The sequence below is a fragment of the Paenibacillus sp. FSL R5-0923 genome, assembly GCF_038009145.1.
GTDB lineage: Bacteria > Bacillota > Bacilli > Paenibacillales > Paenibacillaceae > Paenibacillus_AQ.
In genome coordinates this window covers 979,993-1,004,998 of the sequence record NZ_JBBPAT010000002.1, presented here as the reverse complement: position 1 = coordinate 1,004,998, position 25,006 = coordinate 979,993, and the positions used below count along the sequence as shown (strand labels likewise).

The window sequence follows — 25,006 nt, the reverse complement described above, 5'->3', positions numbered from 1 at the left end:
GTTCTCTCCTCGTATCCTATTTTTTAGAGTTTTTCACCAAAGAAGGCTGGTATGTCTTAAAGGTAAAAGATCGTGCCACGAACTCTTTCGCCTTAGAAACTTCCAATTTCCCCAGGGCAGCCAGCTGGACAATGATATTGCCAATTCCGCTGGCCTCCACTGGCCCTGCAACGACTTCTCTACCCGTAGCATCAGCGGTGAGCTGGCATAATAGCTCATTTTGAATCCCACCGCCAACCATATGAATGATAGTGATTGTCTTGCCGGTGATCTCTTCCATTTCTTCAATCGTTCTACAGTATGATTGCGCAAGGCTCTCAAGGATAACGCGTATAAACTCAGCTTTCGTATTAGGCGGCTGTTGCCCCGTTCGCTCACAATATTCCTGAATCCGCTGCATCATCACACCAGGTGTGCTGAAAAGCTGGTCATTCGGGTCAATGATCGCTGGCGCCCCATTAATCGTTTGGGCTAATTCAACCATTTCACTTTGACTAAAATTCTCTCCTGCTTTCGCCCAATTCCTCTGGAGCTCCTGTAGAATCCATAGTCCCGTTGTGTTTTTTAGCAAACGATTAGAATTACCGTAGCAACGTTCATTTGTGAAACCATATTCATAGCTTTTCTCTGAAATGACCGGCTCAGGCGTCTCCATACCAACCAACGACCACGTACCACAGCTTAAAAATGCTGCTTCATCCTTACGAGTATAAGGGATCGAAGCTACCGCTGAAGCCGTGTCATGTGAAGCGCCGGCTATCACTTTCATCGGGCCTATATTAAGCTCCTCTTGAATAATCGGTATGATAGATCCAATAACCGTTCCCGCATGAACCTGTTGTGGAACTAGACTACTCGGAATCCCAAGTCTGTTAAATAATTCAGAGGAGAGCTCTCCCGTGGCAGCATCCACTAAGCCGCTTGTACTCCAGATCGTGCTTTCTGCTGCTTTTATACCAGAAAACAGGTAATGAAATAGATCTGGCATCATTAAAATCGTATCCGCGTTCTCCATAAGAGAATCATTATCCTGAAAATCAGAGAACAGCTGATAAAGTGTATTAATCACACTTGGCTGAAGACCGGTCATACGGAATTGCTCTGCCGGTGACAGTAACGCTTCCAATTTGAGCCGGTGAACATCCATCCTCCGATCCCTGTAATGATGGGGGGAATAGAGCATCATTCCTTTTTTATCAATAAACCCGTAGTCGACTCCCCATGTATCCACACTTAAGGACGTCAGTTCTCCATGTTGCCTAAAGGCTTTTTGAACCCCTTGCTTCATTTCATGGAAGAGCCTTAGAGTATCCCAATATAAATGCCCGTTGACCTGTACCGGCGTATTCTCAAACCGATGAATTTCTTCCATTTGCAGCTTATCGCCATCATATATCCCCAGCATAACTCTTCCGGAACTGGCGCCGAGATCTATGGCTAGAAGCTTAATCGTATCATCCATTGTTCACCACACCTGCTTCACAGGAAGATTTTAATAGAGGGGTCCAAAGTTCTGACATGCTCTGTAATCTGCTCCCTCCAGATCTTCGGTACCAAATAACGACCATACCCGAGGTCTAAAAATACGTGATTCCTCAACGTTATGCATGCTGACCGGAATGCGCAGAATAGACGCCAGCGTAATCAAATCCGCTCCAATATGCCCATAACTGATCGCTCCATGATTTGCGCCCCAATTATTCATGACATCATACACTGATTGGAAAGAACCACTATTGGTTAACTTAGGCGCAAACCAGGTAGTTGGCCAAGTCGGATCTGTTCTTTGATCCAGTGTATGATGAACATCTTCAGGCAGCTCAACCGTGTGACCCTCTACAAGCTGAAGAACAGGTCCAAGCCCTTTAACCAAGTTCATCCGTGCCATAGTAACTGGCATCCCGCCTTTAGTTAAATAATCCGTAGAGAAACCGCCCCCACGGAAATATTCTTGAGAAGCCGGGCGGAATTGGGTATGGCTCAAACATGCTTCTACCTCATCCTCCGAAATTTCCCAAAAAGGTTTAATCGCAGGTTTACCGTCTATCGTCTGCTCACCCGTGCCATCAAGAGCAGCCGAACCCGAGTTGATCAAGTGAAGTATTCCGTGTGCTGCCTCACCTTCCAATTGATGACCCGTTACTCGCTTAACTGCATCCGGACTCCAAAAGGTTCGGACATCCGCAAAAATTTGTGCAGTATTCGTAAGCAAATAATTGAACAGCATCGTTACTCCGTTCAGGCTATCATTCTCTGTCGCTACGATATAAGGTGTACGTTTGCCGTTCCAGTCAAAAGAGGAGTTCATTATCGTCTCCATGAAATCTCCGTTAGGAAAATGATCCGTCCATTGGCGCTGCCCTTGGAAGCCACCCACAATCGCATTATGACCGTTGGCCTCTTCCTCAAAGCCCAGCTCAGCGAGAACAGGATTGCCGATCATCAGATCACGGGCGATCAATGTCATTTTCACACAAGTCTCCCACTGCTTCTCTTTCTCATCATCACTTATTTGCAGATGCTTCGGATTATTATCGGCACCAACTTGGCAGTTTTCTTTGGTCCACGCGAGTGCTCGCTTATATTCCTCTTTATCATAAATCTCCTCTTCAAAGCGGCGTACATATTCTGACATATCTATATATTCATTACGCATTCCCAGATACTCTTGGAAGAACTGTTCATTCACAATCGATCCAGCAATCCCCATCGAAACAGAACCCATTGATAAGTAGGATTTCCCTCTCATTTGAGCGACAGCCAACCCAGCTTTGGCGAACTGCAGCAATTTAGTCTGCACATCCGCTGGAATCTCCTCACTGCTAGACTCCTGAACATCCTCACCATAGATACCAAACGCCGGAATTCCTTTTTGTGCATAAGCAGAGAGAACAGCAGCTAGATATACCGCACCTGGGCGTTCCGTTCCGTTAAATCCCCAAACCGCATGTGGGATCGAGGCATCCATATCCATCGTTTCAGAACCATAACACCAGCAAGGGGTCACAGTAATCGATACGCCAACATTAGCCCCAGCAAATTTCTGAGCCGCAGCAGCAGCTTCTTTAACACCACCAATCGTAGAATCGGCAATGATGCACTCTACGGGGCGGCCATCCGGATAAAATAAGTTCTCTTCAATAAACTTAGCTACCCGCTGAGCCATACCCATGGTTTGAGCTTCTAACGATTCGCGAACCCCTCTTCTTCTGCCATCAATGGTCGGGCGGATGCCAATTTTCGGATAGTTTTCTATCACTGCTGTTCCTCCTCAAGATCATCTTAGTATCATCGGTAATGGACCTATTTCTCCTTCATCATAAAATATGGAAACGCTTTAGTCAACATAAAACAACATATTTATAGATAAATTATGTGGTTTTATGTGGTATTAATACTATTATACTGTGGTATTATGTGAATATGAGGTTATTTTTTTGATTTATACAACAATGTAGTAAACTAGGAAGTAGATGATGATTGAGGTGAGTGAACGGATGAAAGCATTTGAACGGCGGGATCTAATCATTAATGAGCTGTATAGACAAAAGAAAGTCCATGTCGCTCAGCTGGCGCAAAAATTCAATGTCTCGGAAGAGACCATTCGGCGGGATCTGGATAAATTGGACAAGGAAGGACTTGCCAAGAAAAATTATGGCGGTGCAATCCTTAATGCCCACACGAATGAGGACCCTCCCTATGTGAGTAGACATCAGGTAAATATAGAGGCCAAACGTACGATAGCTGATCATGTTCTCCAATTAATTAATGATGGGGACAGTTTGGTGACGGATACGAGTTCAACAGTTTTTGAGGCTTTACGGAGAATTATAGAGGAGAAAAACAATCTTACGATTATTACGAATTCTTTGGTTGTATTATCCGAATTTCAACATTCTGGGCAAAAGCTAATTTCCACTGGTGGAATACTAGGCCCCGAGACTAGCTCCTTCGTTGGACATACCGCCTCACAGACTATTCAAAAATATAATGTGGACGTAGCCATATTCAGCTGTAAAGCGTTGTCTATGACTGGTGGGCTCAGCGATTCGAATGAAGAAGAAAGTGAACTAAAGATTCTGATGCAACAGCAGGCGAATAAAGTAGTTTTGCTCGCAGATCACTCTAAGTTCGATAGGACTGCGTTCATTAAATTATTTAGTTTCGATCGAGTGGATTATATCGTTACAGACGAGAAGCCTTCTGAGGAATGGATCGAGTTTCTGAATAACTATCATATATCTCTTATCTATGCACCCGCTGAGTAATCAGTAGGTGCATAAATAAAGATAAGGGGGAATCTTTATTTCACTAGTCGTTTAAAAGACCGCTTTTCTCTACGATCTTCAGCCACTCCCCAGCAATCAGATCATGCCCAGCCGCTGTCGGGTGAACGCCGTCCCACAGCCAGTAGGCTGGATCTATTCTACTAGTAGCTGCGTCAAATGCTTCCTGTAAAGGAACAAACACCGCATTAAATTCCTCTGCAAGCTGCTTAACAACACCCTGATAATGAGTAATCCGCTCTTTCCATTCGTCCCATTGTTCTGCCGGAGCTCCGGTATTTAGAATAAAAGGCTCACACAAGACCAGCTTCGTTTGCGGAAGTACTTCCCTAGTTTCTTCAAGCACATGACGGTACGCACGTTCAAAACGGTCCGTTATACCACTGGGTTCCCCTTTCATTGTTCTCCAAAGATCATTAACACCAATTAAAATACTGATGATATTCGGCTGAAGGTAAATCGCATCCTCATTCCAGCGTGCATATAAATCGGAGATCCGATCCCCACTAATTCCACGGTTATAGAACACGAGATTCTGCTCAGCCCGTTCGTTGCCTAGCTTACCGCCAATGATATATGCATAGCTATGTCCTAGAATATGATTGGGATCTTCATCACGACCACGGTTTCCATCCGTAATAGAATCACCCTGAAACAAAATCACTTTTTTAGCTTTAGAAGTTGGAATAGTCATTACTACGATTCATCTCCTTGATCTCGTCTTTTACATGAAACATTCAAGTTGAATGTTCCATAGGATACAAGTAAAGTTAACATATACAACTCAAGGAGGGAAGAAAATAATGAAATACAGAAGACTAGGTAAATCAGGACTAAAAGTCAGTGAAATCGGCTTAGGCAGCTGGCTTACATATGGAACAGCAGCAGAGCAAAAGGCAGCAGACGCCTGCATCAGCAAAGCTTTTGAATGCGGTATCAATTTCTTTGATACAGCTAATGCTTATAACCGTGGTGAAGGCGAAAAAGCAATGGGCGCTGCTCTTCGCGCCTATGAAAGATCATCTTATGTGCTGAGTACAAAGGTATTCTTCCCCATGGGGGATGATGTGAATAATCGCGGTTTGTCACGTAAGCACATCATGGAGCAATGCGAAGCTAGCCTTCGCCGTTTAGGAACCGATTATATTGATGTTTATTTTTGTCATCGCTTTGACAGAGAGACGCCTGTGGAGGAAACTTTGCGCGCGCTGGACGACCTAACTGCACAAGGTAAAATTCTGTATTCGGCAGTGAGCGAATGGAGCGCAGCTCAAATTTCTGACGCCACCGGCATTTCACGCAGACTAAATCTGCGTCCGCTTATTTCCAATCAGCCTATCTATAACATGTTCGAACGTTACATTGAAGATGAGGTACTTGAGGTATCTCAGCGTGAGGGTCTCGGACAAGTGGTCTTTTCCCCACTCGCCCAAGGTGTTCTGACAGGTAAATACAAACCTGGACAACAGCCTCCGGCAGGAACACGCGCAGCTGATGATTCGGTAAATGGCGTCATTCGTAGCTACTTCCGCGATGATGTACTGACTGTTGTCGGACAGCTGGATGAACTAGCTAGCAGTCTTGATTTGAAGCTGTCGCAACTAGCGTTAGCTTGGACCCTACGGCAACCTGGTGTAAGTTCTGCAATTATTGGGGCCAGTAAGCCAGCGCAGGTGGAAGAGAACGCCAAAGCTGTTGATGCCGTTCTATCTCTAGATACTTTGGAGAGAATTGAAGAGATTCTAAAGCCAGTAGCCGATTTCGCTCCAGCGAGATAATCTAAAAGAGGTTGTACCAAAAGCCACAGCAATTGGCTTAGGTACAACCTCTTTTTTCTTAAGAGATCAATTTGGATTCTTCGGCTTGTTCAGCCGCCTTTTCGATATAACGCTCCAGCGGCTTTTTGAGCGTTAGCGCCAGTAAGAGTGCTATTACACCGAATAGGATCAAATAAAGACAATCGCGAATCGCCACTTCCGGCAGAATCCCCCCTACCGCCTCCCGCATCAAACTAATCGCATAAGTAAATGGCATAAACGGATTCAACATTTGAAAGAAATGGCCTGTTGTACTGATTGGAAACGTACCGCCAGAGCTTGAGAATTGAAGCACCATGAATACGATTGCTATCCCCTTCCCAACATTGCCGAATACCGAGACAAGCGTAAATACAATCGTCACGAATACGATACTAATTAATACTGCAAAAAGGACAAACCACACCTTGTCCACCACATAACATTTCAGTATAAAGATATTACCAAGTACAGCCACCAACGCTTGCAGAATCCCAACCGTAAGAAACGTCAGCAAACGTCCAAAATACAATTGATACCGCTTGTACACAATTCCCTCAGTGTCCACTCCCGTACGGAGAAGTGAGATTAGGAGTGTGCCACCTACCCATAAGGAAAGTACAACATAAAAAGGAGTCATAGCCGAACCATAATTCGGAATAGGATATAACTTATTCTCTTTTAATACTACCGGATTGGCTAAAAAATCACTTTTGCTCTTAATATCCCCTCCGAGCAGCTCAGCAATCTCACCCAGATCCACCTCATCTTTGATCTGACGGATGGTGGCTGCTGCTTTACGAATCGAATCTTCCAGTATCGGAAGATCATTTCGCACCATATCCGCTGCGACCGCCACTCCCTTATCCGCACGGGGGAGACCTGTACGTATCAGATCAGAAATCTGGTGCACCCGTTCCTCGACAGCCGGCAGATCCTGACGGACGAAATTTGCAGCTTGTTGTATTTTTTCTCCTGCAACAGGCAAGCTGCTCTGAATTAGCGGAAGTGTATCACGAACAAAAGTACCAAAGCTCTGTGTCTTATCTGCGACACCGCTAGCTGCTGTATGTACCGCTTCACGAATAGCTGGTAAGTCTTGCTGTAGACTAGCCAAGCTTGATTGTCCGAACTCAATCGCTGCCATAGTCTCCTCAAGAAGGGTACCCAGCGCCGATAGACGATCCGGAACTTGATCCAGGGCAGTGGCTGTAGTCTCAGCAGCAGTGGATATTTGCTCTAATGTATTTTTTATAGCAGGGATAGTTGCCGCTTCATATTCGGAAATAAGCTTCGAAATGGCTACGTTCCCTTCGCCAGATTTAAGACCCAATTGCTTAACATTACTCGGATCAGGCTGACCCTCATTTTGTAGATCCGTCGCCAGTGAGTTTACCAAAGAAGTCTGTCTGCTCAAGGCATTGTTTACAGCCTTGCCAATCTCAGCATTAGTTACTGTTCCCGGTGAGAATGTATTCAGTGCCGATAACAAAGAAAGCGTATGATCCATCACGTTACTTCCCGACACCAGCTGAGCGGAAACTGACTCAAGTTGCTCGCGTACCGCTTGCGGGTCAATATCTTCTCCCTGCAGCAGTTCAGCAAGCTGAACTACTGCGTTCTCCGTATTTTGCAGCAGGTATATATTTTGTTTGAGGGCGGCAGGTACCGCTTCAAATGCAGCATTACTCTTCTCTAAGAACTGTTGAAGCTCTAGAACAAAATCATTTCCAGCAGTTACAATTTTGTCGGCCTTAGGTAGCGCAGTTAGAGCAGTGTTAACAACTTTATTTGCTTCCGCAAGACCTTCCGACGCCTTGTCCATGATTTGTTCAACTTCACCAAAATGATTATCAAGTTGAACGATTAGCTGTGCTGCTTGTTCAATTTTGGGTAGCTTATCCTGCAGCTCCCCTAAATGATCTGCAACATTGGCAATTTGAGGCCAATGTTCAGCTATTTTTTCTAAAGCCAATCCCGCCTTTTCCACCTCAGGCAGCTTATTCTCCAGCTTAGAGATGCGCGTTGCCGATGCATGAATTTGCGGCCACTGCTCCTCAATTTTCAATACATGTTGGCCTGCCGTTTCAATCTCGGGGAGACTTGCCTCTAACTTAAACAACCCTTTTTCAACCTTGCGTATAATAGGCAATTCAGATTGGAATTTTGAATCAATTTGCTTTAAAGCCGTAAATACGGTTTCGCTAATGGTTTCCGTAAAATTCTCACTGATCTGTGTTGTAATTGAAGAGGCACCTTTATCTGTGATTTTAGGGGCAATCGCATTTATCTTCTCATTGACGGTATATTCAATCTCTGGTTTCACGATCCTGCCTTCGAGGATTCCTGTCATTCTTGTGGAGAAATCAGCAGGGATAACAATACTCGCATAATAATCTCCACGCTTCACACCGTTGTGCGCAGCTTCTGCATCTACGAAGGTCCAGCCTAAGCTTTTATTATTCCGAAGACTTTCCATGACATCATTGCCGATATTGAAGCTCTTATCCTTCACAGTGGTCCCTTCATCCAAACTGGTTACAGCAATCTTAATGCCAGAGGTATTACTGTAGGGATCCCACACCGCCGCAACGTTAAACCAATCATACACAGAAGGTAACACCACCAAAGCAGCGATCAGGAACACGGCCACAGGAACCTTAAATACGTTGCGCCAGTCGTTCCTATAAATCCGTAGTATTCCACCCATTCGTTGCTCCCCCTAATCTGTATGTTTTGACATTTTAATATGCCCGAGGAGACAAACTTTTACTATCATTTTTAGTGTATTCATGACCGGCATCGTTTTTCAGAAATATTTTTAAAAAATTGCAACAAAACCTGTTCGTTTAACGTAATAGAAGTATATAGCCCGTTTAGGAAAAAACGTAGCGGGTAATAAGATATATACAACCTTTTTACATATCTCAAGGGGGAGATTTCTAATGTTTAAGAAAAAGTCAGCGTATGTGTTACCGGTTGTTGTTCTATTGTTTCTTTCCCTAATTACTACTGCTAGTACCGTTGGAACACGAGTAGATGCGCAAGATAGTGGCAAGACTCAGCAACAGACGGTATATATCCATACTATTCAATCCGAGAATGGCAAGCTTTCCATTACAGCCGATGAAATAAACTGGTATCAGGGTGCTGATGCTGACCGAATCTTTGCTGAGAGAGACCCAGAAGGTGCAGCAGAAATTGGCGGAGCTCCAGACGGATATTATGTTGTTAATGATGTTGATACACTGACAACCTATCCGATCGCGGATAACGCAAAAGTCACCATGCAGATCTTTGATCACACTGGTAACATTGAGGACTTAGACATTCAGTGGAACGAAGCTATCACCTTACAGCAATTTATCGATCAATTTAATAAAACGGATATTTTCGATCTAAGCCAGTTCCCTTATCACCTTACGATTCAGGACGGCGTAATCACTTCCATCGTGCAACAATATATACCTTAAGCAGCAACACGTAACATATGAAAAAGAGGGTTACCCAGCGACCATTTACGTGGCTTAGGGGTAACCCTCTTTTTTTGCAAAATGGATTATTTTTATTGCGCATCCCTAACAGGAACTCCAAAATTCGGCGTGCCATCTTCATTCCAATGGAAGATCTGAGCACGAGTATGACGGTTTGGATCGTAAAGAGGATCGCCAGTAATTTCTTTATAATTGCGGCAGTGGTAGATGAGCACATCTTCCCCATTTTCATTGACCGTGAAGCTATTATGGCCTGGACCGAATTGTCCATTTTCTTCATTTGTTTGGAATACTGGATTTGGTAGTTTAGTCCATGAAGCTGCCTCCAGAAGTTCGCTGTCTTCATCCGCTACTAATAGTCCCATGCAATAATTGAAGTCTGTAGCACTCGCCGAGAAGCTGATAAAGATACGACCATTTCGTTTCAGTACTGCTGCGCCTTCGTTTACTTTGTACCCAATAATTTCCCAGTCATGCTCTGGAGTAGCAATCATAGTCTGAGGACCTGTGAGTGTCCACGGATTGCTCATTTCAGAAATATACAGATTAGAATTACCCTCAATATTCAGGTCCTTCTGAGCCCATACGTAGTACAGTTCTCCTTTATGCTGAAACGTTGTCGCATCCAAAGCGAACGATTCCCAAGCAGTCTTCACTTGACCTTTTTCTACCCATGTTCCTTCTAAGGGATCAGCAGATGCATTCTCGAGCGCAAACATACGGTGATCGAACAAACCATCCGTCGTCTCCGTAGTCCGTGCTGCAGCAAAGTAAATGTACCATTTTCCGTCTATGTAATGAATTTCCGGCGCCCAAATGTTAGCACTAAGCGGCCCCGTCTCATACTTGCGCCATGCTACAACTGGTTCTGCAGTAGTTAATCCTTCGATGGTTGTCGATCTTCTTACTTCGATCCGGTCGTATTCTGGAACAGAAGCTGTGAAATAATAATATCCATCCGTATGTTTATATACCCATGGATCAGCACGTTGCTCCACCAATGGGTTGTTATACTCTCTACTCGTATCCATAATCTCTCTCCTCTAAAAAAGCTTTAACAATGCAGAACCATGCGGTGGAAGAACCTGCGTAACCCCTTCATTAGTAACTTCCAGGTCGTGGCTTTTCCACAGATTACGTATCGTTTTTGGAACTGAAACATTTAGCTTTTGGAACGATACCTGAAGTGTCGACTCTTTGTCACTGAGATTAAACAACGCTACATAGTGGTTACCCTGTTCATCCTCAGAAGTCCAGATTGCATACTCTTCGTTCCACTCTACTTGTCTACCACCCTTACCAAAATGATGCAGATGAAGCACTTCCCTATTGGTTAACAAAGATAATGTCCACTCATCATTGTCTCTAAGCTCTCCCCCGAACATTAAAGGCGAACGAAAAATAGTCCAGAGCGTCATCATGGTAACCTGTTCGTCAGGAGTAAACCTTGTAAATCGGTCTCCCCCGCCATCAACGGAACGAATCCCAAGATGACCTAGCGGCAGCATATCGCAGTCTGGCCAATGTCCAGGCTGAACGTAAGGAGCCCATTTTTCGCAGCGCTCGAACATTCCACGCAGCAAATGCCAATGATCCCAATAATCGTCGGTCATTCTCCATAGGTTAGCATGTTCAGCTAAGTGTTCAGCCTCTTCTACCGGAGCAGGTCCAGGTGAAAGACTAAGCACCATTTCACGACCACAGCGGTCGATAGCCTTACGGATCATGGCAACTTCGTCTTTGTGGTATCCATAAATACGTGAAGCGGCAATATCATCCACCTTCACATAATCTACACCCCAACTGGCGTACAGCTGGAAGAGAGAATCATAGTAAGCCTGACTGCCTTCTTTAAAAGCATCTACTCCATACATATCTGTATTCCACGGACATATAGAGTTGGGATGTGCGATATCACGTGCGGTTTGCTCAGATCCTAGAATGGAACTTGCCGCATGAACGGCCTGTCGAGGGATTCCACGCATAATATGGATGCCGAATTTCAACCCTAATCCATGCACATATTCAGCGAGTGGGGCAAAACCTTTGCCTCCCTTTGCGGAAGGAAACCGATTTTCTGCCGGTTGAAGTCTGGAATACTCGTCCATGACCAGCGGTACAAAGTTACGATATTGCGAAGAGTTCGCTCCAGGCTCATACCACTGAATATCTACAACAACATATTCCCAGCCAAAACCCTTCAAATGAGCAGCCATATATTCAGCGTTGCCTCTTACCTCTTCTTCATTAACACTAGCTCCGTAACAGTCCCAGCTATTCCAGCCCATCGGGGGCGTTGCAGCTAACATAATGATTTTCACGTCCTTTTCTAAGACTTTCAGTTTAAAAATAGCATAGACAAAAAGACTTGTAAACATATTTATTTAAACCTTTTAATACTTTTATAAAATAAATAGTGAAAGTAACATGATTCTGCTGTAAAACCATCTTATTTCGTGAATTAGTTTCATTGATTTTTAAATTAAATTAGATTAAATGAAAAAAAAGGAAAAAAACTCCCTTATTTTTATCATTCTACAAAATAAGGAAGGATGCTTTATTTATATGCTATATTAGTTTATAATTTCATAAAACAGTATTCATTTATGACCATTTGGAAGAAGGTATTGATAAAATGATCTATATTAAAGATTTAATGAGTGGTCTTGAAATATTCAAGGCGCTTAGTTCTGAAATCAGAATCCTCATACTCGAACTTTTAGCTACCAATCAAGCACTGAATCTGAATGAAATTGCCAAGAAGCTGAACCTCAGCAATGGCGCAATCACGATGCATATTAAAAAGTTAGAAGAAAGCGGTCTCATCGAGATAAACACATCCGTGGGTAAACACGGTATTCAGAAGGTCTGCTATTTAAATAAGGATAAGCTTATTGTTGATCTTCGCAGCAAGGATGTTGATAATCTCTACGAAGTAGAAATCCAAGTAGGACATTATAGCAACTATCAGGCTGTTCCGACCTGCGGACTTGCTACCAAAGACAGCATTATCGGCGACTTCGACGAACCCCGTTATTTCGCTGATCCTCAGCGGATTGAATCCGAGATCATTTGGATGGCTGAAGGCTTTCTCGAATATAGAATTCCGAACTATCTTAAAGCAAATCAAACGTTCCGCGAAATCCAATTCTCGATGGAGATTGGCTCTGAGGCCCCTGGATCTAACGATAACTATCCCTCCGATCTTTATTTCTACTTAAATGGAATTGAAATCGGCTACTGGACTAGTCCTGGAGATTTCGGAGACACGCGTGGAACGTTTAATCCAGACTGGTGGCCTCCACATTTAAACCAATATGGTATGCTCAAACTGATCCGTATTAATAATGAAGGTAGCTTTATTGACGGTTGCCGGATTTCTGACGTGACCCTGGATGATATTCAGCTTGATTACAAGAGCGAGCTTACTTTCCGGATAGCCGTAACGGACAAGCCTGTAAACAAACGCGGGCTCACCATTTACGGCAAACATTTCGGCAACTATAGCCAGGACTTACTGGCGCGTGTACTATATGATGTTCATGAAGTTGAAATTGGCGCTTCTCGTACTGCCGTTACCTTATCAGAGTAAAACATTCCCTAAACAAAAAGACCTTAGAACCAGCAATAACTGGTCTAAGGTCTTCTTTTTATTTGTATATTTTTTTGAGTTTGACTCATAATAACCTTGTCTCCCAAACCACCGAGAAGGAGTGTTTCGAATGCGTGAAGGTCTAATTCCCGCTGTTCTTGGAACCGTCGTAACCGCTTCTAGCGCCGCTTTTCTTGGAAGCAAGTATAAGATGGCAGCAACAGGCGTACTTGGATTTGGTCTGGCTCATGTCGTATTGGGTGCCATTGATCTGTTTGAGCATCGGTAAGGATTGGAAGATGCCGGGTGGCATAAACACTGCCCGGTTTTTTTGATATACATATTGGCGCAATTACAGCTACTTCTTCATACACGAATCATGAATCATGAATCCAACATTCCATGAAGCATACGGACTCAGATGACGTTATTTGCTTATTTTTAGCCTCTCGTTTTCAATAGCAGGAACCACACCAAACTCATAAAAAGAAGGGCTGTCCCATCAGCTATTTTCATAGCTTTTGGGACAGCCCCTCTTAGTATGTTGAATATTTATTTTATAGCAATATAAAATAAACGTTCCGCATCATCATCCGCCTCTATCCACTCGAAATCGGCGTAAGTCTTCACATCACTAAATCCAGCCTTAAGCAGTTCATCCTTCATCCACTGGGGATCGTAGGCACGCTGAATATGTGTCTCTTCGAAACGGCGATATACATCACTCCGTCCCTCTTCGCGAGCGAAAATGGACAGATGATGTTCTATTTCGCGGCGAGGAACATCCATCTCACAAGTCCAAATATAAGACACCGATGGTTCGTCCAGAATAAAGGGCTGCTCTTCTTCATAACGGATCAGTGTGTTTGGGTGATGCACATCGAACAGAAAGGTGCCGCCTTGCTTTAGTCCTGCAAAGGTACTAGCAAAGACAGCTCTGATATCGTCTTCTTCCAGCACATAATTCAGACAATCACAGAAAGAAATCACAGAATCCACAAGCTCTGGAAGCTCCCATTCCTTCATGTTTTGTCTAATCCAACGAACACTACCTTCGCGCAAGAAACGCCGTCCCTGGGGATGCTCTTCCATTTTGCGCTGTGCCACTGAGAGCATATCTGAAGATAGATCGATTCCGGTCATATGATACCCTGAACCCGCCAAAGGAATAGTGATACTCCCGGTGCCGCAGCCAAGCTCAGCCACGGTTACAGGCTTACCGTATTTGCTCCATGCGGTTTCAGCAAAGGAGATCCAATCAGGATACGGCATATCTGCCATGAGCTCATCGTATACATAAGCAAATTTCCCATAGGAAGACACTAGTACACCGCTTTCTATTACAACATTTAATATGATTCTATTATTGACCCATCAAGCATAAACGCTCTAGGCGTCCCCACAAGATCTCTTATATTTCAAATTATTCGGTTGTTTCTTCATTTCCCTCGGTTGAACCTTCCTCTTCCTTAGGAGCAAGATACGTCCAATTCTCTTTTTGGGTAATATGGCCTTCCTTCATCAGCTTTCCAAGCGCACGCTTAAAGGCTGATTTGCTAATTCCGAAACGCTGCTTGATAATATCCGGTGGTGTAGCATCCGAATAAGGCATCGCTCCACCCGGACGGGCATGCAAGAATTCCAAAATCGTGGCAGAGTCTACATCCATGCCTACTTCTTTACGGAGACCCATAGAAAGGTTAACACGTCCATCCTCGCGGATATGGGAGACACGTGCTTCAAACTGCTCCCCAAGACGTAGTAGACGACTCCGTTCAGAAGAGTGGACCATACCGATAATACCAAAGCCTAAAACCCCAGCATCTACAAGAACAAAAGTCCCCATCTGCAGCGGTTTGTACACCCGGGCTGTCACAGTCTGTCCCATCCAGGATTCAGGCGCAGGAAGAGCTAGCGGAGCTAGTTCCTGTTCTCCAGCTAATTTAGCACGAAGGCGCCCCTGTTTATCATGCTCCATAATCGCATACACATAGTCGCCGATCTGAGGGCGCAACTCTGGAAGCTCTGGAAGCTCACGAATGGGCAGCAGCAGCTGCCGTCCGAGACCCATTTCCAAGAAGCAACCTAGACGCGGATGGATATCAGCCACTTCCAATAAGGCCATTTCGCCCAATGTCAGAAACGGTTTCTTCATCGTTGCCGCTAGGCGGTCCTCGGTATCGAAGAAGATAAAGACTTCAACTTTATCGCCTGTCTTAACCTTCTCGGTAAGCTCAGTATAATGCAGCATAACATCCTGATCTCCTGCATTCAGGAAAAATCCGTATGGGGATACCTCTCTTACTACATTAAGTGTAACTGTAGTTCCTGCAATCAGGCTCATACAGTCTCCACTACCTTCGCATCCGACCACAGACGCTCAATATTGTAGTATTCACGTTCATCGCGGTGGAAAATATGAACAATAACATCTCCAAGATCCATCAGCACCCAGCGTGCTGAATCCATTCCTTCGATCCCCTTAATTACTCCGCCTGCTTCATGGACCACTTTGCGGACTTCGGTGGCGATGGACTGAACTTGGGTATCCGAATTACCGTGACATACAACAAAGTAATCACTAATCGGTGAAACAGTACGCAGATCTAATGCCACTACGTTCATTGCTTTTTTATCTTCCACAGCCTTAAGGGCCAGTTCTAACAGCTTGCTTGGTTGTACACTCATATTTTATCCTCCAATATTCTAACTAAATCATTACGCGCCAGTACCGTTAACGGAAAGATCACTCGGCGTTTTTCCAGTAGCAAACTAATCGTAGAATCAAATCCAGCGACTAGTCCTTCTTCCAAACTTACTTTAGCCAGCTTACGTATCTTATCAACGCCTGGAAAATCGCGGCCTGGCTCGATATAGTCGGCGAGACAGACAATTTTCTCAAGTAAACTCATGTCTTCACGACCTGAGGTGTGAAAACGGATCGCATTAAGAATATCTGGATCTGTGATCCCATAATCTTGCTCTGCTACAAAGGCACCTACTTCTGAATGCCACAGCTGCTTGTCATGCTTCAGAAGATTCAAGTTCAGATGATTCTGCTCGATAATCTCCTTCATTCTCTCCACAGGCCAATACTTGGCCACATCATGCAGAATTGCTGCTGTCTCCGCACGCTCAGGATCAGCGCCATATTGCTCAGCTAGTTGAATGGATGACTCCATGACGCCCAGTGTATGCTTCCAGCGCTTTGCAGGCATTTGTGTCGAGACCGCCTCAATCAGAGCTTCGCGGCTGTATGCCATACAATCCACTCCTTTGAACATATTCGAACACTGCCTCAGGTACCATATAACGAATGGATTTTCCAGTTGCAGCCCGTTCTCTTAACATCGTTGACGAAATATCAACCAGAGGCATATCTGCTAGCAGTACCTTTTCTGCTATATAAGTTGGCAATGCATCTAGATCAAGAGGTGTTCCCGGACGACCTACGCCGATAAATGTAAGCCGCTGCACAAGCTCTTCAATCTCGTTCCATTTCGGTAAATACTGGACCATATCCGCTCCGATGATGAAATAAAGATCGAAATGCGGATACGCCTCTTGCAGCCGTCTTATGGTCTCAAACGTATAGGAAACGCCACCTCTGACAACTTCCCAATCTAATGTGCGAAAAGCTTCATGATTGTGTATCGCTTCCTGCACCATTGCCAGCCGATCTGCTCCAGATACCCCTGCCTCATGTTTATGAGGCGGAATATGTGAAGGCATAAACCATACTTCTTGAAGTCCATAAGTTTCTCTAGCTGCTTCCGCTGCCATCATATGACCAATATGAAGAGGATCAAAGGTACCTCCCATAATTCCAACTTTCAAGAGGACGACCTCCTTGGTAGTATGCTTTCAGGTATTAGCGGGGCAGCTCAATGGTTTTGTTATCACGCGATTCTTTGTACAAGACAATTGTCTTTCCGATCACTTGTACAAGCTCAGAACCCGATTGTTCGGCAAGTTGCGCACCGATTTCCTTGGGATTCTCAATATTGTTGCTCAGTATACTAATCTTCATAAGTTCACGCTTCTCAATAGCTTCTTCAATGTGGCGTACGAGGTGATCGTTTACTCCACCTTTGCCCACTTGAAAAATAGGATCTAGGTGATGCGCCAATGAACGAAGATACCGTGTTTGTTTACCAGTTAACATAAATGAATAACTCCTTAATTAACATATATTATTACCCTAAATTGATGAATCCATTTCTTACTCTTTTCCACCCAGACAATGGAGTATGGTCTGTCGCATGGTTTCCGTAGGAGCAGGCTGCCCTGTCCAATACTCCAATGCATAAGCCCCCTGATAGACAAACATCCCGAGGCCTCCATGAATCTTACAGCCTCGTTCAAGTCCTTCTAACAATAGACGCGTGCGCAGTGGATTATAAATCAGATCACTTACGACCATCCCTGCACGAAGCAGTTCAGGATCTATAGGTGTCTCATCCATATGAGGATACATTCCCACGGAGGTTGTATTGATCAGTACATCAACGCCATCTAGCATTTCCGCTACTTCGTTCATGCTAATCCCGACCACATTCCCTTTGCTCTGGCACTCTGCAGCCAAGTCCTGTGCCTTATCAACACTGCGATTAGCGATAAGGATAGAAGAAGGCTTCTCCTGAAGCAGTGCGGCAACAATTCCTCTAGCTGCTCCACCGGCTCCAATCACCATAATCTTCGTACCTGACAAATCAGAAATAGCTTCCGCTTTAAGCGAACGTACATAACCGATTCCATCCGTATTATATCCAGTGAGTACCCCGTTATTATTAACAATCGTATTGACTGCACCAACGGCTACCGCACTTTCATCTAATAGATCCACATAAGCCATCACCGCAACCTTATGCGGAATCGTCACATTTACGCCACGGAATCCAAGCGTGCGAATCGCTTGCACCGCATCCTCCAGATTCTCTGGAAGGATATGAAGCGGCACGTAAGCACCCGGAATTCCCAGTGCTTGCAGTGCTGCTTCATGCATAATAGGAGATTTGGATTGAATAATAGGATCTCCCATTACGCCCAGTAAAATATTCCCGGTATTGTAGCCCTCGGTTGCAGTTATCAAAGACACTGTAATAGCCTCCCCGTTAGATCATCGAAGGGCGGGTAAGCACCTTCACACCACGCGGAACGTGGATAGCCACGACTGCGCCTTCTGTCCCGTTGACCTTAATCCAGCCCAAACCTGAAATATATAGATCGCTCCGACTGCCTTTATTAATTCGGAACTCATGCCGTTGCCATGGTGGCAGCTTGTCCATCCGGTCACTTCCTGGAGGAGACAACATCTCACCACGATGGTCCGCATAAAGGGAATCTGCACGTTCCAGTTTGGTGCGATGGATTTTTAAAGTACCACTAATAAAGCAAGTGAACGATTGATGCGGACCTTGCACGAAATCAAAACGTCCCAGTCCACCGAAGAATAGCGTCTGTCCTTCATTCAACTGATAGACAGCAGGCTTCAACGGATTGGCCGGCATAACTGCATCCAGATCCTGACGCTCAACTAGTTCACTATAACGCCATGGATACACGATCCCTGGCGTATCTATAATATAGTGGCCATCATCTAGCGGGATTTTGACCGTATCGAGTGTTGTACCAGGGTAACGCGAGGTGGTTAACTCCTGCTCCAAATCACTATAGTCCGAAATCAAACGGTTGATAAGCGTGGATTTCCCTACATTCGTAGCACCCACTACATAAACATCACGCCCACCACGCAGTTCTGTTACTGCTTCCAGTAAACGGTCAAAGCCTTGATTACGTTTCGCACTACAAAGTACGATTTCAGCTGTCCGCAATCCTTCTTCTTTACAGCGTTGTTGCATCCAGTTACGCAGTTTATTCCAGTTCGTAACCTTAGGCAGCAGATCACATTTATTCACTGCAAGAATAACTGGGTTATTACCGACAAACCGCTGAAGGCCGGAAATCAAACTGCCTTCAAAATCGAAAATGTCAACAATATGAATAACAAGTGCATTCTTCTCCCCTACTCCACTCAGCAAGCGAAGAAATTCATCCTGGTTCACAGAAACAGATGAAGCCTCGTTATAATTCTTAATCCGGAAACAGCGTTGGCAAATCACAGGGTCCCGATCTAGTGCGACTTCCGGAAGGTATCCTGGTTGATCCTTATGCTCCGTCTGAAGCTTGATACCACAACCGCTACACTTCTCAGTACGCTGTGTTTCACTTTGTTCGTTCATTACTATTTTTCCTCCTCGTGCCACAATCCTTTTTTACGAAGCCGTGTCAGAGCAACTCGCTCTACCCGACGATTAAATCTTGTGCCGAACCCTTCATCCTTAACGGAGATTGGCAGCACCAATACGGTATACAGGCCAAGCCGATTGCCGCCGTATACATCTGTAAGCATTTGGTCTCCCACCACAATCGTCTGCTCCGGTGGCAACTCCATCTGCTTCATCGCTTTGAGAAAAGGAGCATTACTCGGTTTACGAGCCTGATGCACAAATTCAATATTAAGCGGTGTAGCAAAGCGTGACACCCGTTCCATGTTGTTATTGGATACGATGATGAGCTTAAAGCCCACTTCCTTCACCTTCTCAAACCATAACAACAGCTCCGGAGTAGCCACAGGCGCTTTGGCACCGACCAGTGTGTTATCCAGATCCGTAATGATTCCACGGTATCCCTGCCGATACAGCTCTTCTAGAGAAATATCGAATACCGTATTCACCCGGAGTTTGGGAACTAACATTTCAAACAATACGTTCACCTCGATTTCATACAAAAAACTATAACATACTCCATGCGCTACGCAAATAAATCTATAGCAATGATTTACTGCATAAACGCTATTTCTTGGATCTTATCGTTCTCCGCAGCCGCAAAGCTTCAGTATACACGCTCTGCCAGTCTTTGTCTTCAATAACATCAGGGCTATACTTCGCTTGTTCAAACATCGTTAGCAGTGAAGAAAGATGATTGGCCACAGCAGGTCGTTCCTGACTCCAGCGGACTACGGCTTCACGCAATGTTTCATGCTCTTCCTTCATCATTCCCTTACGATGCAAATACCTTACCCAACGCTCAGTTTCAGCCACAACTTTCTGATCAGGCGTTAAAGGTCGGCCCATTCGCATCTGTTGAACGAAGAAGCGAAGCTTAAAGCGAATATGCCAAACTTTAAAAATAGTCCAGGATAATAATACAACCACTGCCGCCAAAATCACCCATAAACCCACATGGAAGCCTTGATCTGCTTGTGCATTAGTCACAGGTGCAGGTGTTGGTTCTGCCATTTCATCTTGATCTTCCGGGTCTGTCTCAGGTATTTGCTCATTCTTAGTCAGGAGAGGAGCATTAAATCCCGGTGTAGCTTCAACAGGAATCCAACCATACTCACCAAAATAGACCTCAGCCCAGGAATGGGCATCTGCATTGGTAATCGTGTAATTATTATTTGCCGCACCCACCTGCTGCGCCAGATTCATAGGCATTTCTGGCTGTTCTCCAGGTGCATAACCCTTAACCCATCTTGCAGGGATGTTTAGGGAACGTGCCATAGTGACTAGTGCCGTAGAATAATAATCACAGTAACCTTCCTTCAGCTCGAACAAAAATCCATCTACAAAATCCTCACTTGAAACACGTGTTATATCCGGCTTGTTGGTATATGGAAAGGTTTGTTGTAAGTATTGTTGCAAAAGTGCTGTTTTTTCATACGGAGTTGTTCCTTGGGCTGTAATTTCCTCGGCTAGATCTTTAACCCGTTGAGGGAAGTCATCAGGCAGCTGAAGGAAGCTTTCCTCCAGATCATTACCTTTGTATAGCTCCTCATAGGTCTTTGCTGTCAATTCCTGAACAGGAATGACGGGAACTTCAGAAGTCAGCTCGAAGGTCGAAGGATAGTCTAGTTTCTTCTTATCCATATCCCATAGAAGCTCACTATCACGGTCTCTCCAGAAAAGACCTTTCCCGGCTGCCTCACCATTTAATGAATCCACCGAAGTTACAGAATAAGCACCGAATAACACCGGAAATTCATTATTGTTAAGCACTTTAACCGTCTGTTTCAGTGTGCGGGTAGTGACCTTAGAAGCCACACTTTGCTCCAAGGATTTCCCCGTCTCCACCTCTTCTATAGGTCCTCGCTTCAATCGATCCTTATCCGACCATCCACTTCCAGAATAGATTCTGCGTGTTTCTCCTCGCATATAAACACGCAAATCTGAAACCACTGTCATCACCGGGGTATAATCGAAGTTAAAGCCCCCGCCCAGGTTGTCATCATTGAGACTATAGCCAGACGAAGTATTGTTAACAGAGGAACCTGAGCCCGTATTGGAATTCGTTGTTCCAGTTGTGCTCTTACCAGAAGATTTCCCAATTCCATTCCACTCTTGCCACGCTGTATAAGGATCCGTCAAAGTAGGCCTTACATCCGGCATATTCACACCGATTAAAATAACCAGAGAGAAGACGATTGCGATATTCATGACTATTTTCGAGGGATATTCCAGCAAATGTACCCATCCACGCGGATAATGTAGCTGAAAACTTCTCAGGTGCTGGCTGACAAGCCATCCCATACCCGCAAATACCGTCCAAGCCACTTCCTGCCACAATACAATAGATGTAAAGGAATCAAGCGCAGCCAGCGCTACAATGTTCATTCCTATAAACCATAAGATACGCTTCTTAGAGGATACCCACCAAGACGACAGCAACAGCAAGGCAGAGGCACCAAGAGCAAACCAGATATACGGCACCATATACACACTAATATCTTGGAGCTTATCCACAAGGGTTGTAGCCCATGGATCAGGAACATAAATTCCGTAATTAGAAATGATGCGATAAACGATATAGATAATAGCTACTGCTTCCATAATCAGTCTGAATTGAACTTTAACAGGGATAAAAATCTCAATGACGGTGATCGTTAATAGGGCAGCCCATACAGAAGCAGTGGTTTGATTTAACCAGATGGGTTCCGTATAAGAAATCCACTGCTGTGCAATAATCAATAGCCAAAATAGGCCGACGGAACGGTGCCAGGAGAATTTTATCTGATTCCACCAGGTTCTCATATCATCCTTCCCCTCCTAACACTGAGGGAAGCTCTTGAAGCGAGCTAATACCATAACCGGTTATTCCACGAGATCTAAGGACGTCTATCCAATCGTTACCTCTATTTACCTCTGCCGAATTTCGCACATGAATATGAGAAGCAGTCATTCCTCTGCTGTCAGCCCAACGTAGTGCATCAAGTACTGGCTGTCCACGCTGTGGACTAATTAACACGAAGTAAGAGCCTTTAGGAAACATACGGTATCCTTTTTCCAATCGGGAGATAAGCGGACCGCGTCCCTCAGCGTTTAGATCGATTAAATATTGAATCATCTTCTGACGCTCAGCAGCACCTTCAACTGGTGCGAACACCTTCGTCGTCTTATCCAAACAACACAGTCCAATTCCAATTCTCTCCCGAATGCCGAAGCCGAGTAATGATGCCGTCACCGAAACTGCTAGTTCGAATTGATTCGTATTCATATAAGCTGATGTGCTTCCATCAAGGACTATAATGGTTTTGGGAATCGACTCATGCTCAAACTCTTTGGATTTCCAAGAGCCTGTCTTAGCAGTAGCGTTCCAGTGAATTCGCGTCAAGCGATCACCATATACATAGTCACGGACGCCATTAATCTGTGTGGTTTCACGCCGAGATTGAACAACGGATGTCTGCGGTCCAGATAGCCGAGATTTTCTCTCATATAACTGCCAGCGCGGAACGTAGATCGCACGAGGCAAAACCTGAAATTGTCCTTCCGATAAAAATGTTCCCTTATGCTCGACAAGCCCAAATATATCTTGGCTGATAATATCCGTATTAGCGAATGTGTATGTTCCACGCTCTAAGGCTGGTGTCTGAAACTTTAGTTCCCCAATGCCTCTGAGGCTTGGGATCACACTTTCTTCAAATACCCACGATTCTCCATTATGCCGCTTAAGAACTTCCCTTACAACAACGTAAGGCAAGGGCAAAATCCCGGGGATTGTAACCTTTAGTTTTACACGAAGATGCCCTCCAGCAGAGAGCAAATCTCCCTTGTCTTGTTCAGAATAAAGACTGCGAGTGCCCTTCGCTCGCCGAACGCCTCCTAAACCTCCAGCAATCAAATATGCAATAAGTACAGAGACCATGATAAACAACATAAATGCTGTTTTCCCGCCCTGAAAAAGTACATATAAGAGTGTAATACTCCAAATTACAAGGATGCTTGCAAGCTTAGAGGGCTGAATGATGGCTGCCACCGACGACAAATAACGTCTCATATCATTGCCTCATCGTAACAGGCACATGAATGCTCTGCAGAAGCTTTTGAAGCAAAGATTCTACGCTAATATTATCTAGGCGCGACTCTGGACGCAGCAATATTCGATGACCCAAGGCAAATGGAGTAAGGATCTTCACGTCATCAGGCAGAACGTAATCTCGTCCTTGCAAAAAGGCATAAGCTTTACAAGCCATCATAAAGGATAGTGAGGCACGTGGACTTGCACCCAGCATTACAAGTGGATGTTCTCTTGTCTGCCGCACAATATCTAACAAGTAATTCAGCACAGGATCACTCATGAAGATGTCGCGAATTTCTTCCTGAATCCCTGCAATTTGTTCCATGCTTGTTACGGGCGAAAGCCTGTCCACCGGTTGGCCTTCCTGATGGCTCAGCAATAAATTTTTCTCCGTCGCTGCATCAGGATATCCAAGGCTAATTCTCAGCATGAATCGATCTAATTGGGCTTCAGGCAGTGTATAGGTTCCCTCAAAGTCTATCGGATTCTGGGTAGCGCATAACATGAAAGGATGAGGAAGTGGATACGTCTCTCCATCTACGGTAACGTTTCGTTCCTCCATCACTTCCAGAAGTGCAGATTGTGTCTTCGTAGTAGCACGGTTAATTTCATCGGCTAGTAAAATATTCGTCATCACCGGACCAGGCCGGAAATGAAACATCTCATCCCTAGGATGATAGACAGAAACACCTGTAATATCACTCGGAAGTATATCTGGATTACACTGAATACGGCGATATTCACCGGACATTGATCTTGATAGTGCGCGAATTAGCTGGGTTTTTCCTGTTCCCGGTACATCCTCGATCAATACATGACCACCAGCAAGCAGAGCGGTTAACAATAATTGTATTTCAAATGATTTTCCAAGTATGCAGGATTCCAAATTAGTGCGTACAGCATTCATGGTGTGCATCGATTCTTGACGTACGGGCATATATAATCCTCCTAGCCAGAATAAGCAGTATTATTTATATTTTACATGATTAGAGGACCCAAAGTACATTGTTGAAGATCACGAAGTGAGGATACAAAAAAAACCATAAGATGAAACATCCTACAATTTAAAAATAACAAAAAAAGATTGCCGTCTTTTTCTGACGACAACCTTTTCATATAGCATCAACTTTACCCCTTCGGCCGTACAACTAAAGCTGCCAAAAAGGAGAACACAATAGCTGACGAGATGCCGGCACTTGTAATATCAAAAATACCCGTAACTACACCGATCCAGCCATCCCGCTCCAGCTCCGTTAATGCCCCGTGAACCAAGGAGTTCCCAAAACTTGTGATCGGAATGGTTGCACCAGCACCCGCAAATTTCACAAGCGGGTCGTAGATACCAAAAGCATCAGCAATCGCTCCGGCTACAACTAAGGTACTCATCGTATGTGCAGGTGTCAGCTTCAATACATCGAACATCAGCTGCCCTATAACGCAAATGGCTCCTCCAATCAGAAAAGCCCATAAGTAAATCAT

The 25,006-nt window shown here is 44.6% G+C and carries 24 protein-coding genes; 5 read left to right on the top strand and 19 right to left on the bottom strand.

What is annotated here, in order from left to right; translation table 11 throughout:
* Window positions 1-16: 16 nt before the first annotated feature.
* Both MKX35_RS29640 and MKX35_RS29635 read right to left on the bottom strand, forming a co-directional pair.
* Window positions 17-1,462, bottom strand: coding sequence for a rhamnulokinase (locus tag MKX35_RS29640; RefSeq protein WP_076298139.1), 1,446 nt, complete (start codon window positions 1,460-1,462; stop codon window positions 17-19).
* 30 nt (window positions 1,463-1,492) lie between these two features.
* Window positions 1,493-3,259, bottom strand: coding sequence for an L-fucose isomerase (locus MKX35_RS29635; protein ID WP_076298140.1), 1,767 nt, complete (start codon window positions 3,257-3,259; stop codon window positions 1,493-1,495).
* Window positions 3,260-3,497: 238 nt separating this feature from the next.
* Between MKX35_RS29635 and MKX35_RS29630 the strand changes: the two genes are divergently transcribed.
* On the top strand, window positions 3,498-4,268 hold the full coding sequence (locus MKX35_RS29630; protein WP_042193458.1) for a DeoR/GlpR family DNA-binding transcription regulator: 771 nt from the start codon (window positions 3,498-3,500) through the stop codon (window positions 4,266-4,268).
* A gap of 43 nt (window positions 4,269-4,311) precedes the next feature.
* On the opposite strand, the gene MKX35_RS29625 is transcribed toward MKX35_RS29630, so the two are convergent.
* Window positions 4,312-4,980, bottom strand: coding sequence for an SGNH/GDSL hydrolase family protein (locus MKX35_RS29625; protein WP_076298141.1), 669 nt, complete (start codon window positions 4,978-4,980; stop codon window positions 4,312-4,314).
* A gap of 109 nt (window positions 4,981-5,089) precedes the next feature.
* Here MKX35_RS29625 and MKX35_RS29620 point away from each other — a divergent pair, with 109 nt between their 5' ends.
* Entirely contained in the window at window positions 5,090-6,064 is a 975-nt protein-coding gene (locus tag MKX35_RS29620) for an aldo/keto reductase family protein (protein WP_076298142.1), read from the top strand.
* A 58-nt stretch (window positions 6,065-6,122) separates the two neighbouring features.
* Here the strand turns inward: MKX35_RS29620 and MKX35_RS29615 are convergent, their stop codons facing one another.
* Window positions 6,123-8,792 (bottom strand): YhgE/Pip domain-containing protein, encoded by a 2,670-nt coding sequence (locus tag MKX35_RS29615; RefSeq protein ID WP_076298143.1) that lies wholly within the window; start codon window positions 8,790-8,792, stop codon window positions 6,123-6,125.
* Window positions 8,793-9,027: 235 nt separating this feature from the next.
* Between MKX35_RS29615 and MKX35_RS29610 the strand changes: the two genes are divergently transcribed.
* A complete protein-coding gene (locus tag MKX35_RS29610) occupies window positions 9,028-9,555 on the top strand; it encodes a hypothetical protein (protein ID WP_042185981.1) in 528 nt (175 codons plus the stop codon).
* Window positions 9,556-9,647: 92 nt separating this feature from the next.
* On the opposite strand, the gene MKX35_RS29605 is transcribed toward MKX35_RS29610, so the two are convergent.
* Window positions 9,648-10,607, bottom strand: a complete 960-nt coding sequence (locus MKX35_RS29605; protein WP_076298144.1) for a glycoside hydrolase family 43 protein — start codon at window positions 10,605-10,607, stop codon at window positions 9,648-9,650.
* Window positions 10,608-10,619: 12 nt separating this feature from the next.
* Window positions 10,620-11,885 carry a glycoside hydrolase family 27 protein gene (locus tag MKX35_RS29600; protein ID WP_371916454.1) on the bottom strand — a complete coding sequence of 422 codons (1,266 nt, stop codon included), beginning with the start codon at window positions 11,883-11,885 and terminating at the stop codon, window positions 10,620-10,622.
* Between the two features lie 326 nt (window positions 11,886-12,211).
* On the opposite strand from MKX35_RS29600, the gene MKX35_RS29595 reads away from it, so the two are divergent.
* The gene (locus tag MKX35_RS29595; RefSeq protein ID WP_042131966.1) at window positions 12,212-13,168 is read left to right on the top strand and encodes an ArsR/SmtB family transcription factor; all 957 of its coding nucleotides are present in this window, start codon (window positions 12,212-12,214) and stop codon (window positions 13,166-13,168) included.
* A 130-nt stretch (window positions 13,169-13,298) separates the two neighbouring features.
* Window positions 13,299-13,457 carry a hypothetical protein gene (locus MKX35_RS29590; RefSeq protein ID WP_036675694.1) on the top strand — a complete coding sequence of 53 codons (159 nt, stop codon included), beginning with the start codon at window positions 13,299-13,301 and terminating at the stop codon, window positions 13,455-13,457.
* A gap of 263 nt (window positions 13,458-13,720) precedes the next feature.
* On the opposite strand, the gene MKX35_RS29585 is transcribed toward MKX35_RS29590, so the two are convergent.
* From MKX35_RS29585 to spoVAE, 13 genes are all read right to left on the bottom strand, one after another.
* Window positions 13,721-14,491 carry a class I SAM-dependent DNA methyltransferase gene (locus tag MKX35_RS29585; RefSeq protein WP_042185976.1) on the bottom strand — a complete coding sequence of 257 codons (771 nt, stop codon included), beginning with the start codon at window positions 14,489-14,491 and terminating at the stop codon, window positions 13,721-13,723.
* 100 nt (window positions 14,492-14,591) lie between these two features.
* Entirely contained in the window at window positions 14,592-15,512 is a 921-nt protein-coding gene (locus MKX35_RS29580; RefSeq protein WP_042185974.1) for a CvfB family protein, read from the bottom strand.
* Complete coding sequence (rsfS, locus tag MKX35_RS29575; protein ID WP_042185972.1) at window positions 15,509-15,856, bottom strand: ribosome silencing factor; 348 nt, start codon at window positions 15,854-15,856, stop codon at window positions 15,509-15,511. Before rsfS ends, MKX35_RS29580 begins: the two co-directional genes overlap by 4 nt.
* A complete protein-coding gene (gene yqeK / locus MKX35_RS29570) occupies window positions 15,853-16,431 on the bottom strand; it encodes a bis(5'-nucleosyl)-tetraphosphatase (symmetrical) YqeK (protein WP_042185970.1) in 579 nt (192 codons plus the stop codon). The genes rsfS and yqeK overlap by 4 nt, the downstream gene beginning before the upstream one ends.
* Window positions 16,403-17,005: a nicotinate-nucleotide adenylyltransferase gene (locus MKX35_RS29565; protein WP_076298145.1), complete on the bottom strand. Its 603-nt coding sequence runs from the start codon at window positions 17,003-17,005 to the stop codon at window positions 16,403-16,405. Before MKX35_RS29565 ends, yqeK begins: the two co-directional genes overlap by 29 nt.
* 34 nt (window positions 17,006-17,039) lie before the next feature.
* Window positions 17,040-17,333, bottom strand: coding sequence for a ribosome assembly RNA-binding protein YhbY (gene yhbY, locus MKX35_RS29560; protein ID WP_076284314.1), 294 nt, complete (start codon window positions 17,331-17,333; stop codon window positions 17,040-17,042).
* 57 nt (window positions 17,334-17,390) lie between these two features.
* Window positions 17,391-18,266 (bottom strand): shikimate dehydrogenase, encoded by an 876-nt coding sequence (aroE, locus tag MKX35_RS29555; protein WP_256716196.1) that lies wholly within the window; start codon window positions 18,264-18,266, stop codon window positions 17,391-17,393.
* Window positions 18,267-18,282: 16 nt separating this feature from the next.
* Window positions 18,283-19,410, bottom strand: a complete 1,128-nt coding sequence (gene yqeH, locus MKX35_RS29550; protein ID WP_042185965.1) for a ribosome biogenesis GTPase YqeH — start codon at window positions 19,408-19,410, stop codon at window positions 18,283-18,285.
* Between the two features lie 2 nt (window positions 19,411-19,412).
* Window positions 19,413-19,934 carry a YqeG family HAD IIIA-type phosphatase gene (locus MKX35_RS29545; RefSeq protein WP_042193454.1) on the bottom strand — a complete coding sequence of 174 codons (522 nt, stop codon included), beginning with the start codon at window positions 19,932-19,934 and terminating at the stop codon, window positions 19,413-19,415.
* An 88-nt stretch (window positions 19,935-20,022) separates the two neighbouring features.
* Complete coding sequence (locus MKX35_RS29540; RefSeq protein ID WP_076298146.1) at window positions 20,023-22,260, bottom strand: DUF4129 domain-containing transglutaminase family protein; 2,238 nt, start codon at window positions 22,258-22,260, stop codon at window positions 20,023-20,025.
* Window position 22,261: 1 nt separating this feature from the next.
* Window positions 22,262-23,506, bottom strand: coding sequence for a DUF58 domain-containing protein (locus tag MKX35_RS29535; RefSeq protein WP_076298147.1), 1,245 nt, complete (start codon window positions 23,504-23,506; stop codon window positions 22,262-22,264).
* Between the two features lies 1 nt (window position 23,507).
* Window positions 23,508-24,464, bottom strand: coding sequence for an AAA family ATPase (locus MKX35_RS29530; protein WP_076284318.1), 957 nt, complete (start codon window positions 24,462-24,464; stop codon window positions 23,508-23,510).
* Window positions 24,465-24,655: 191 nt separating this feature from the next.
* Window positions 24,656-25,006 carry a stage V sporulation protein AE gene (spoVAE, locus tag MKX35_RS29525; RefSeq protein WP_036675923.1) on the bottom strand — a complete coding sequence of 117 codons (351 nt, stop codon included), beginning with the start codon at window positions 25,004-25,006 and terminating at the stop codon, window positions 24,656-24,658.

Coding starts and splice junctions, on each gene's coding strand:
- MKX35_RS29640 (WP_076298139.1), bottom strand. CDS start 1,462: ATGGATGATACGATTAAGCTTCTAGCCATAGATCTCGGCGCCAGTTCC.
- MKX35_RS29630 (WP_042193458.1), top strand. CDS start 3,498: ATGAAAGCATTTGAACGGCGGGATCTAATCATTAATGAGCTGTATAGA.
- MKX35_RS29625 (WP_076298141.1), bottom strand. CDS start 4,980: ATGACTATTCCAACTTCTAAAGCTAAAAAAGTGATTTTGTTTCAGGGT.
- MKX35_RS29620 (WP_076298142.1), top strand. CDS start 5,090: ATGAAATACAGAAGACTAGGTAAATCAGGACTAAAAGTCAGTGAAATC.
- MKX35_RS29615 (WP_076298143.1), bottom strand. CDS start 8,792: ATGGGTGGAATACTACGGATTTATAGGAACGACTGGCGCAACGTATTT.
- MKX35_RS29610 (WP_042185981.1), top strand. CDS start 9,028: ATGTTTAAGAAAAAGTCAGCGTATGTGTTACCGGTTGTTGTTCTATTG.
- MKX35_RS29605 (WP_076298144.1), bottom strand. CDS start 10,607: ATGGATACGAGTAGAGAGTATAACAACCCATTGGTGGAGCAACGTGCT.
- MKX35_RS29600 (WP_371916454.1), bottom strand. CDS start 11,885: ATGTTAGCTGCAACGCCCCCGATGGGCTGGAATAGCTGGGACTGTTAC.
- MKX35_RS29595 (WP_042131966.1), top strand. CDS start 12,212: ATGATCTATATTAAAGATTTAATGAGTGGTCTTGAAATATTCAAGGCG.
- MKX35_RS29590 (WP_036675694.1), top strand. CDS start 13,299: ATGCGTGAAGGTCTAATTCCCGCTGTTCTTGGAACCGTCGTAACCGCT.
- MKX35_RS29580 (WP_042185974.1), bottom strand. CDS start 15,512: ATGAGCCTGATTGCAGGAACTACAGTTACACTTAATGTAGTAAGAGAG.
- rsfS (WP_042185972.1), bottom strand. CDS start 15,856: ATGAGTGTACAACCAAGCAAGCTGTTAGAACTGGCCCTTAAGGCTGTG.
- yqeK (WP_042185970.1), bottom strand. CDS start 16,431: ATGGCATACAGCCGCGAAGCTCTGATTGAGGCGGTCTCGACACAAATG.
- yhbY (WP_076284314.1), bottom strand. CDS start 17,333: ATGTTAACTGGTAAACAAACACGGTATCTTCGTTCATTGGCGCATCAC.
- yqeH (WP_042185965.1), bottom strand. CDS start 19,410: ATGAACGAACAAAGTGAAACACAGCGTACTGAGAAGTGTAGCGGTTGT.
- MKX35_RS29540 (WP_076298146.1), bottom strand. CDS start 22,260: ATGAGAACCTGGTGGAATCAGATAAAATTCTCCTGGCACCGTTCCGTC.
- MKX35_RS29535 (WP_076298147.1), bottom strand. CDS start 23,506: ATGAGACGTTATTTGTCGTCGGTGGCAGCCATCATTCAGCCCTCTAAG.
- MKX35_RS29530 (WP_076284318.1), bottom strand. CDS start 24,464: ATGCCCGTACGTCAAGAATCGATGCACACCATGAATGCTGTACGCACT.
- spoVAE (WP_036675923.1), bottom strand. CDS start 25,006: ATGATTTACTTATGGGCTTTTCTGATTGGAGGAGCCATTTGCGTTATA.